This is a genomic window from Microvirga splendida, from assembly GCF_016427565.1.
GTDB lineage: Bacteria > Pseudomonadota > Alphaproteobacteria > Rhizobiales > Beijerinckiaceae > Microvirga > Microvirga splendida.
The window spans coordinates 194,242-204,296 of sequence record NZ_JAELXT010000007.1 but is presented as its reverse complement, the minus strand read 5'-3'; the positions used below and the strand labels follow the sequence as shown (position 1 = coordinate 204,296).

Here is a 10,055-nt window from a genome sequence, read left to right as displayed (position 1 = left end):
TACAGCAGTCCAATGAACTGCCCGCAAGGACACCGCCGCCTACGCTTCTCTTCCCCTCTCAACAATGTCAAAGAGCAAAATTCCACCCCCACACAGAGGACAGAAAAAGAACCTCAACTCAATCCCGTCCGCTCAAAGCGCCAGGATCGAAGAGGTCCCGTCAGGCAAACCACCAGGTGGCCGCCGTCGATGAGGCTTATTTAGTTCAGGTCCGAACCGGTGTCAACAACAATCGAGAAGAAATTCGAAGTTCTTCTCGAAGAATTGCTGCATCTGCACAAGTACAGGCACAGTCATCCCGTTCACAGAAACGATGCCGTTGCTGCGTTGACCTTGCCGGCGAGCCATAAGCCCGCCAGCCCATGCTGGACAAGAACACCAGAGGAGCCGAAAGGCGCGCCCGATACCATCGAACCGCCGAAGCTCTTGGAACAGCCGGAGAAACCCTCCAGGCCCACAAGACCGCCAGAGCCCGAAGCAAAAGCTCCAGGCCACCAGACCCGCCCTGTCAGAAAAACACCCTCAGGCCCAACCAGCCCAAAGGAAGCGCCCATATAAACACCTCAAACCACTTTGCAAGACAATTCGGAACGAAACGCTTAACAGAGGGAAGGAGAGTGTTTGATGTGGGATGGGAAGCCAAAATGAGCTTCCAAAGAGATATGGTATTTCCTTCAGTGCTTGCAAGGCAGCGTTCGACGCGTGATATCTTCTGGCACCTGATCTCACAGGAGCGTAGCACTCGCTCTCCTGGGACAGGCGCCTCGCAGGGATGTGCTATAGAAGCGGCCCGCTGGTCGCCGTCGGAGCACGGTCCGGCGGCTAGGATGTGCAGGATACGGGATGGAGTTTCGTTGACAGATACAGTGACACCGGCCGATCAGCTTCCTCTGCGGGGAGTAACTGCCGAGCTTCTCATCGACGCGGTAACGGATATCGCCCTCATCGTACTTGGCCCCACCGGAGATATCGTCGGCTGGAACAAGGGAGCCGAACTCATCTATGGATGGAGCAAGGACGAGGTGCTGGGCAGACCGGCCTCGTTCCTCCATGTTGCGGATCAAGCCTCGCCGGATAGGTTGTCACAGGAACTCCAATCGGTCCGCGAGAGCGGGCGCTACGAGGCTCAGGGCCTAAGATCCCGCAAGGACGGTTCGACCTTCATGGCCCGGGTGACCGTCACCCCCGTGGCGGGCGTTGACGCCGGCGAGGGCAGCTTTGCCATGATCACCCGCGACATCACGGAGTGGGTCACGGCAGAGGAGGCTCTCAGGACACGCGAAGCCCATCTGCGTTCCATCCTGGAGACGGTTCCGGACGCCATGGTCGTCATCGACGAGCAGGCGCGGATCCAATCGTTCAGCGCGACGGCCGTTCGGCTCTTCGGCTACCTGCCCGACGAGGTCATCGGGGAAAACGTCAAGCTTCTCATGCCGGCTCCCTATCGTGAGCAGCATGACGGCTACATGCAGCGTTATCAGAACACGGGAGAGAGACGGATCATCGGGATTGGGCGCGTGGTCGTGGGCCAGCGCAAGGATGGTTCCACCTTCCCCATGGAGCTGGCCGTCGGTGAGATGCGCTCCGGGGGCATCCGGTATTTCACCGGCTTCATCCGTGACCTGACCGAGCGACAGCAGACGGAAACGCGCCTGCAGGAGCTTCAATCCGAACTTGTCCACATGTCACGCTTCACGGCGCTCGGCGAGATGGCTTCGACGCTGGCGCACGAGATCAACCAGCCGCTGACGGCGATCACCAATTACCTCAAAGGCTGCCGCCGGATCCTGGAGCGCATGGAAGGAGACGCGGTTCCCATGCTGCGGGATGCGGTCAACGAGGCCGGCGAGCAGGCGCTGAGGGCCGGACAGGTGATCCGCCACCTGCGCGAGTTCGTGGCCCGCGGCGAGAGCGAGCGCCATGTGGAGAACCTGCCTAAGCTCATCGAGGAGGCAAGCGCTCTCGCCCTTGTCGGGGCGAAGGAGCAGGGCGTGCGTGTTCTCTTCCAGCTCGATCAAGATGCTCCCTACGTTTTGGCTGACCGGATCCAGGTTCAGCAGGTTCTGCTCAACCTGATCCGCAATGCCATCGAAGCCATGCAGGAGAGCCAGCGCCGGGAGCTCAGGATCGGCACCTCTCTGGTGGATGACAGCCATGTCGAGCTGAGGGTGGAGGATACCGGTCCGGGGCTTGCCCCCGAGGTCGCCGCGCAGCTGTTCCAGCCCTTCGTGACCACCAAGAAGCACGGAATGGGTGTGGGGCTATCGATCTGCCGGACCATCGTGGAGTCGCACGGCGGGAAGATCTGGGCGGAGTCGAAGCAGGGTGAGGGCACGACGTTCCATTTCACCCTCAGGACGATCAAGCGAGAGGAGATGGCGAATGCCGAGTGATGTGGCCGTGCACGTGGTTGATGATGACGTTGCGGTACGCAAGTCACTGGCCTTCCTGTTGGCATCGGAAGGCATTCCCGTGCGCCTGCATGAGTCGGCCTCTGCCTTCCTCGACGAGGTGGTGAGCGCGGAGGCGGGCTGCATCGTCACAGATGTCCGGATGCCCGGCATCGACGGCATCGAGCTCATCCGGCGCCTGAAGGAACGGGGCATCACGCTGCCGGTCATCGTGATCACCGGTCATGCCGACGTTCCCATGGCGGTCGAAGCCATGAAGGAGGGGGCCATCGACTTTCTCGAGAAGCCGTTCGGGGACGACGCGTTTCTCGCGACGGTGCGCGAGGCTCTCTCCCGGCACGAGAAGAGCAGCCACCAGGACGCCCAGGTCGCCCAGATCCAAGGCCGCTTCGAAGCTCTGTCGGAACGGGAACGACAGGTTCTCGACGGCCTTGTGGCGGGAAAAGCCAACAAGGTCATAGCCTACGATCTCGGCATCAGCCCCCGGACGGTCGAAATCTACCGGGCCAATGTCATGGCCAAGATGCAGGCCAGAAGCCTCTCGGAACTTGTTCGCCTGGCTCTGCTGATCCATGCCGGCTAGCTCCTTAAGGAATATTCCTGAGTAGGGAACAGGCCTGCTTTGTGCATAATCCCGATGCGGCCGAGTGCATCCGGCTCCGGCCGCTTTCGAGGATCAAGCAGGCCCTTAGCGATGTCTCAGCTCACGGGACCGGTCATCGTCGTGGACGACGATGCCGCGGTCCGCAACTCATTGAAGTTTGCCCTGGAGCTAGAGGGCCTGTCCGTGCGCCTGTTCAAGGACGGCGCCGAACTCCTGGCCGCGACCGATCTGCCGCAGAATGGATGCTTCGTGATCGATTACAACATGCCGGGAATGACGGGGATCGAACTCGTCACGAAGCTGCGGCAGCGTCACATCGACAGCCCCGCGATCCTCATCGCGTCCCAGGTCAGCGACGACCTCAACGGTCGGGCGGCCCAGTCCGGCTTTCGCAGGGTCCTCGAGAAGCCTCTCCACGATAGCGACCTGCTCGACAGCATTCATGCCGCTCTGGCGTAACTCATAGAAACAGGTCTGACCGTTCGCCACCTTGCTCACCGGAGCGAGGTGTGGCTTTTCGCGCGAGATCCGACATTAAAGAAGCCCGCTAGCCCTGCAGTCGTTCACAGCTGCAGGGCTAGCGGGCTTGGTCGTGCCGATAGGTTGCACGGAGGAGGGGGACTCCTCCCAATTTTATGCGTTCAGGCGCTCCAGGGCTGCCTTGTTGCTCAGCACAACGTGGCGAGCCGAGGGAAGCTCGATGACGCCCTGGCGCTCGAGCTGCGTGAACGAGCGGGAGACGGTCTCAATGGTGAGGCCGAGGTGGTCGGCGATGTCCGTGCGGGACATGGGCAAGTCGAGGGCGTCGTCACCCGAGGTGCGCTCCGCCATGTCGAGAAGGAAGGTCGCGATCTTCTCGAGAGCCGATTTGCGGCCCAGCAGCAGCATATGGTTCTGGGCCCGGACGAGGGAGCGCATCATGCCCATCGTGATGTCCTGGGCAAGCTGGGTGTCGCTTCCCATCAGAGCACCGAGATTGCTGCGGCGGTAGGCAACCACGATGCAGTCTCCCACCGACTCGGCGCAGAAGCGATACTCGTCACCAGCCTCGATGCCGAAGATGTCGCCGGCCAGATGGAACGCGTCGATCTGGCGGCGGCCGTCGCTCAGGAGCTTCGACGTGCGGACGACGCCTGAGAGCACCTTGTAGACATAGGCAGCGCGGTCACCTTCAGCGAAGATTTCTTCGTCCTTGGCATAGGAGTGGACGGAGCCGACGGCCGGAACCGCATTATCGCCCGACTTGCGGAACTGCGGAGCCTCCAGGGTGAAGAGCGGAAGGGTCGAAGAGGAAGCCTTGGTGAGGAGCGCAGTCTGCATCGAACCCTCGTGATCCCGTGAAATGACGTTGGATCATGGGTACTGCCGAACAGGCTGGGCTAAAATTCAGGTCTGATACCTAAGGGGTTTTCCGTAGGTGAGTTCCCGAGACCATTGCGGGCCATCGAACTCGAACGATCACGCCAAAGCACTGGCGGCGAAAGCCCCTAGCACTGCCCCGGACAGAAGGGTACCGTCATGGATGCCGAGGAGCCAGCGGGAGACCGGGCCATTGCCGCTCACCCACAGCGTGGTGCCGAGCATGATCAGCGACCATCCTGCTCCCACCATCGCCGCAGAGGCCGAGAAGCTCCCGGCAGAATTCGACAGCGCGAAGGCGATGGCGCCGGTTGTCAGCAGAAGGCAGCCGATAGCCGAAAGGGGGCGAGGGCGGGCCGCCTGGGGAAGAACGGTCAGGATCAGGGATGGCGCGTACATGGCCATGACGTGCCATGCCACGGCTCCGACGACGGCCTCCGATGGCGCGCACCCGATGACCGCGACGGGGGTCGCCCCCATCAGAGCCGTCATGGCAAACCACCCTCCGGTGCCGATTGCCGTGGGAAGAAGGATCGAGCGCCACCCCTGCAGGCCACCAGCCTCGCTCTTGCGCTCCCGGCGTCCCTGATAAGGAAGGGCTGCGGTCGCCGCGAGGGACGCAACATGCGCGAGCGCCGCCGCCGCCGCTGTGCCGGCAAAGACCCGGGGAAGTGCCGCAGCTTCGGCCAGACCCGCGACGCTGGGGGCGACGAGGCCGGCCAGGGTCGCTGCTCCGAACACAACGAGGAGCGCCGAGGCTCCCCGACCGCCGACCGGCACTGCGGCATGGCGGTAGAAGAGACTGAAACCGCTCGCGATGCCAAGCCAGAAAGCGCCCAGCACCAGGGCGCCGAAATGCATGGAAACGAGGGCCCAGACGAGCACCAGGCCGCCTGCGGCGCCGAGGCTTGCGCCCAGTGAGAAGGCGGCCCGGCGTCCGAAAGAGTCCAGCAGGAGCGAGGCGGGAAGGCTGGCCAGGGCGGCGCCGACATAGAAGGCGGCGTAGGGCAAGCTCGCCAAACCCTGGCTGGGAGCAAGCGAGAGGCCTGCGAGCGGCAGAACGCTGAGGGTCAGAACCTGGGCGAGAACGGAGAAGGCAAAGCCGGTCGCCAGAAGCGCCGTGCCCCGGCGGTCGACAACCCTCTCACCCAAGGCTCCGGGTTCGCAGATGCATTCGAGTTGCCCCGCTCGGGGCATGGCGGCCAGGGAGGTCATTTCCGGATATCGTCATCGGATAGGACGCGCACGGCTGCGCCCTGCACGTCGTCATACTGGCCGTCCTTGAGCGACCACATGAAGGCCGCGAGTCCGGTCAATCCGAGCAGGAGGGCCATGGGAACGAGGTAGATCAGAACTTCCATGGGCTCAGGCTCCTTGGGACGCAGGCAGAGGATCGGCAGGGGTGGCCGGCTCAGCCGGGGCTAGGACGGGTGAGCGGCCCCGGGCCCGAAGGGCATTGAGGGTCACGAGGGTCGAAGACCCGGACATGGCAAGCGCTGCGACGAGCGGTGTCACGTAGCCAAAGAAGGCCAGCGGCACCGCGATGACGTTGTAAACGAGGGCTACGCCTAAGTTCTGGCGCATCAGGCTGTGGGCCCGGCGGGAGATTTCGATGGTCTCCTGCACGGGCTTGAGCCTGTCGCCGAGGAAGACCGCATCGGCCTGAGCCTGGGTCAGGTCGGCGGCGCTGATCGGGGAGAGCGACACGTGGGCGGCGGCGAGAGCCGGGGCGTCGTTGAGGCCGTCGCCGACCATCAGCACCTTGTGGCCGTCCGCCTTCAGTGCTTCGAGTGCTTCGATTTTCTCGGCGGGCTTGCAGCCACCCCGCCACATCTCGATGCCGAGGGCTGCCGCGATGGGAGCAACGGCCTCGGGACGGTCGCCCGAGAGTATGCGGCAATCGAAGCCGCGCCGGCGCAGATCCGTCACGACCGCAACAGCATCGGGACGCAGGGCTTGCCGAACGAGCAGGATGATGCGCCTGTCTCCCCAGGAGAAGGCGATGACGGAAGCCGTCGGATCGCTCGCGGCCGCTTCCTTCGCCATACCCTCTGCGCAGCAGAAGACAGGGCTGCCGAGGCGCATTTCGATGCTGTCTACGATAGCTCTCACGCCCTGTCCGGGCTCCTCGACGACATCGTCGTAGGGGCGCCGGTCCTGGGCCATCTTCGCCACGGCCGCGGCAAGCGGATGATGGCTCGACAGGGCCAGGCGGCTCGCTGCCTGCAGGAGGGCGGGTTCCAGATCTGCCGCATTGACCACGCTCATGGTGGGCAGGGTCAGGGTCCCGGTCTTGTCGAATACGATGGTGTCCACCTTGGCCAGCCGCTCGAAGGCATCGCCCGCATTGAGGAACACGCCGGCGCGGAAGAGGGCCCCGGAGGCAACCACCTGAACAACCGGCACGGCGAGGGCCAGGGCGCAGGGGCAGGTGATGATGAGCACCGAGATGGCGGTGATGAGCGCATCGTGAACCGAAGCGCCGACCGCAATCCAGGCCATGGCCGTGAGGGCCGCCGCCGTATGCACGATAGGGGCATAGATCCTGGCGACGCGGTCCGCGAGTTGCACATAGCGGGACTTCGCGGCGGCCGCATTCTCGAGCAGGCGTTCGACTTCATCAAGGAGCGTTCCCTTGCCCGCGGCGGTCACGCGCAGGGTCAGGGTGCCGTTGTAGTTCATGCTTCCGGCATAGACCTGGCTCTCGGCCCTGACGGCGCGATGGGCCGTCTCGCCGGTCACGAGACTCTCGTCGATCTCCGAAGAGCCGGAAACGACGACCCCGTCCACCGCCACGCGCTCGCCGGGGCGGACGAGAACCCGGTCGCCTGCCTTCAAGGCAGCGGTAGGAACCAGAACGACCTCGCCGTTGCCTTCGATCTTGTGCGCGACCTCGGCCCGGTATGAGGCGAGGTTGCCCGCCACCGTGCGGGTCTTCCGGCGCATGGCCTGGTCGAGATAGCGGCCGCAGAGCAGGAAGAAGAGGAGCATGATCACCGAGTCGAAATAGGTGTGCTCGGCGGAATTGATGGTCTCGACGACGGACATGCCGAGCGCCAGCAGGATGCCGATGACGATCGGCACGTCCATGTTGGTGCGACCGTTCCGCAGGGCGCCCATGGCGCTCTGAAAGAACGGCTGACCGGCATACGCCACGGCCGGCAGGGCGATGAGGGCCGCCAGCCAATGGAAGAAGTCACGGGTCTCCGGCGTGATGTCGGTGACGTTGCCGGACCACACGGACACTGCCAGCAGCATGATGTTCATGGAGGCAAAGCCCGCCACAGCCAGGCACTTCAGCAGCCACTTGGCGCGGCGGGTCTCCTCTTCCTCCAGGAGGCGGGACTGGAAGGGGTGAGCCCGATAGCCGAGCCGCTGCAGTTCCTCGACAACGGCGGCAGGGGACAGCTCCCCGTCCCGCCATTCCACCGCGAGCCGGTGATTGGTGTAGTTCAGCCGCGCTTCGACCACGCCCGGCAGCTGGCACAGCCCGCCCTCGATCTCGTCGATGCAGGCGGCGCAGTCGATCCCCTCGATGGCGAGATCGAGATGGGCCGTGCCGTCATCCTGGCGTTTGACGTAGATGGACAGGTCGAGGGTTTCGGCCATCGGGCAGGATCCTTAGAGCGAGACGCGGCTCTTGGAGCGGAAGACGGTTTCCGTCTCGCGTTTCAGGCCGATGACGAGATCCCAACGGCCCTCGGGCATGGCGGTGAGGTTCTTGAACTGGCCCGGTGTCAACTCGACAAACTCCAGCACCACATCCCGGCGCTTGTCCGTGGGATGGGCGAGGCGCACCTCGGCGGTCAGCCCCGAAAGCGTCTGTCCCTGAGCGTCACGGGCGGTGATGATCATGCCGGGATTGTCGCCGCGCTGAAGAGTGGCCTCGACGGACCAGTGGCGCGCATCCTGGGCGTGCGCGGCCGCGATGTCGTTCTTGAAGGAAAGCCCCGCCTTGTAGGAGCTTTCCGTCTCGACGCCGCTGAAGCTCGAGAGGGCAACGCGCACCATGTAGAAGTTCATGGCGAAGACGATGCCGAAGAAGCCGAGGAAGTAGATCAGCACCGTGCGGCCGGTGATCGGCCGGGATGTGAGGCCTTTGGCGGTGATAGCGGACATGGTCATTCTTCCTTAAGGAGCCCTGAAATGATCGCTCGTAGCGGCTGTGTCGCCGCTGGAGAGATCCGTCAGGATGAATTCGAGATCGGTCGAGGGAGACGCGGCCGAAGCCGTATCGGTGACGAGCACGCGGGCTTCCAGGGTCTGATCCGGGCCGACCGTGACGATGGCGCGGCCCTGCTGGTCGACCTCTCCGCCGACGATATCGATCTTGGCCTCGGGCAGGCCCTCGATCACAAGGGCATAGCGGCGTTCGTCGAGATGCTTGTTGGCGACCCGGATCGTGAAGCCGTTGCGGATCGATCCGTCCGAGAGGCGCACGAAGAGCGGGTTCCGGTCATGCATCACGGTCAGATAGATGTTCTGGCGCAGGGCAAGCGATGTGATCATGATGGCACCGACCAGAGCGATGATGCCGGCATAGAAGAGGGTGCGGGGGCGCACGATGCGGCGCACCTCCGGCCGGCCCTCCATACGGGCTTGGACGTTCATGTCCGTGTCGTAGGCGATCAGGCCCTGCGGACGCCCGATCTTGTCCATGACGTTGTCGCACGCATCCATGCACAGGCCGCACTGGATGCAGTCGAGCTGGAGACCCTTGCGGATATCGACGCCGGTGGGGCAGACATTGACGCATTGATTGCAATCGATGCAGTCGCCAGCCGGAAGGCCCTGCAGCTTCAGGACCTCGTTCTTCTTCACAGAGCCACGCGGCTCGCCCCGGTCGTAGCGATAGGTGACGTTCAGGGCATATTCGTCCGTGAGCGCGGCCTGGATGCGGGGCCAGGGGCACATATAGGTGCAGACCTGCTCGCGCATGAAGCCGGCCAGCGTATAGGTCGTGAAGGTGAGAATGCCGATCCAGACATAGGCGACGAGCGGGGCCTGGAGGGTTGCCAGGTCATAGACGAGGGTCGGTGCGTCCGCAAAGTAGAGAACCCAGGCTCCGCCGGTCCACCATGCGATCATGAGCCAGATGAAGTGCTTCAGGCCCTTCTGGCCGGCCGTCTTGAGGGTGAGCTTCTGCTGGTCCTTGCGCATCCGGTCGCGGCGGTCGCCCTCGATCCAGCGCTCCACCGCATAAAACAGGTCGGTCCAGACCGTCTGGGGGCAGAGATAGCCGCACCAGACCCGGCCTGCCACGGCGTTCATCAGGAAGAGCGCGAGCGCAGCCAGAACCAGAAGCCCCGTGAGGTAATAGACCTCCTGCGGCCAGATCTCGATGAAGAAGAAATAGAAGCGGCCATTGGCCAAGTCGACCAGGATGGCTTGGTCCGGCGCATTAGGACCACGGTCCCAACGAATGAAGGGCAGGAAGTAGTAAATGCCGAGCGTTATAGCGAGCACGACCCACTTGATCGTGCGGTAGCGGCCCTTCACGGCCTGCGGATAGATCTGCTTGCGAGGGGCATAGAGCGGCGCATCCTCGTCCGAGGCGGCAGCTCCAAGAGGATGGGAGAGGGGGGCGTCAGCCATCGAATCCGTCGAGATCACCAGAAAACCGATGACTATGGAATACGACGCAGGCGCCAGCAGCGCCTTGATTCAAATCAAGCTGCGGC

The 10,055-nt window shown here is 63.6% G+C and carries 9 protein-coding genes; 3 read left to right on the top strand and 6 right to left on the bottom strand.

Annotated features, from left to right (window positions below; translation table 11 throughout):
• Positions 1-854 precede the first annotated feature (854 nt).
• From JAO75_RS10025 to JAO75_RS10015, 3 genes are all read left to right on the top strand, one after another.
• Positions 855-2,393: a PAS domain-containing sensor histidine kinase gene (locus JAO75_RS10025; protein WP_246742440.1), complete on the top strand. Its 1,539-nt coding sequence runs from the start codon at positions 855-857 to the stop codon at positions 2,391-2,393.
• Positions 2,383-2,994: a response regulator FixJ gene (gene fixJ / locus JAO75_RS10020; protein WP_199048764.1), complete on the top strand. Its 612-nt coding sequence runs from the start codon at positions 2,383-2,385 to the stop codon at positions 2,992-2,994. The genes JAO75_RS10025 and fixJ overlap by 11 nt, the downstream gene beginning before the upstream one ends.
• Before the next feature lie 111 nt (positions 2,995-3,105).
• Entirely contained in the window at positions 3,106-3,474 is a 369-nt protein-coding gene (locus JAO75_RS10015; RefSeq protein ID WP_199048762.1) for a response regulator transcription factor, read from the top strand.
• Positions 3,475-3,648: 174 nt separating this feature from the next.
• Here the strand turns inward: JAO75_RS10015 and JAO75_RS10010 are convergent, their stop codons facing one another.
• From JAO75_RS10010 to ccoG, 6 genes are all read right to left on the bottom strand, one after another.
• Positions 3,649-4,335 (bottom strand): helix-turn-helix domain-containing protein, encoded by a 687-nt coding sequence (locus JAO75_RS10010; protein WP_199048760.1) that lies wholly within the window; start codon positions 4,333-4,335, stop codon positions 3,649-3,651.
• A 138-nt stretch (positions 4,336-4,473) separates the two neighbouring features.
• Entirely contained in the window at positions 4,474-5,589 is a 1,116-nt protein-coding gene (locus JAO75_RS10005; protein ID WP_199048758.1) for a hypothetical protein, read from the bottom strand.
• A complete protein-coding gene (gene ccoS / locus JAO75_RS10000; protein WP_199048756.1) occupies positions 5,586-5,735 on the bottom strand; it encodes a cbb3-type cytochrome oxidase assembly protein CcoS in 150 nt (49 codons plus the stop codon). The genes JAO75_RS10005 and ccoS overlap by 4 nt, the downstream gene beginning before the upstream one ends.
• A 4-nt stretch (positions 5,736-5,739) precedes the next feature.
• On the bottom strand, positions 5,740-7,983 hold the full coding sequence (locus JAO75_RS09995; RefSeq protein ID WP_199048755.1) for a heavy metal translocating P-type ATPase: 2,244 nt from the start codon (positions 7,981-7,983) through the stop codon (positions 5,740-5,742).
• Positions 7,984-7,995: 12 nt separating this feature from the next.
• Positions 7,996-8,493 carry a FixH family protein gene (locus JAO75_RS09990; RefSeq protein WP_246742439.1) on the bottom strand — a complete coding sequence of 166 codons (498 nt, stop codon included), beginning with the start codon at positions 8,491-8,493 and terminating at the stop codon, positions 7,996-7,998.
• A gap of 12 nt (positions 8,494-8,505) precedes the next feature.
• Positions 8,506-9,969 (bottom strand): cytochrome c oxidase accessory protein CcoG, encoded by a 1,464-nt coding sequence (gene ccoG / locus JAO75_RS09985; RefSeq protein ID WP_199048753.1) that lies wholly within the window; start codon positions 9,967-9,969, stop codon positions 8,506-8,508.
• Between the last annotated feature and the right edge of the window lie 86 nt (positions 9,970-10,055).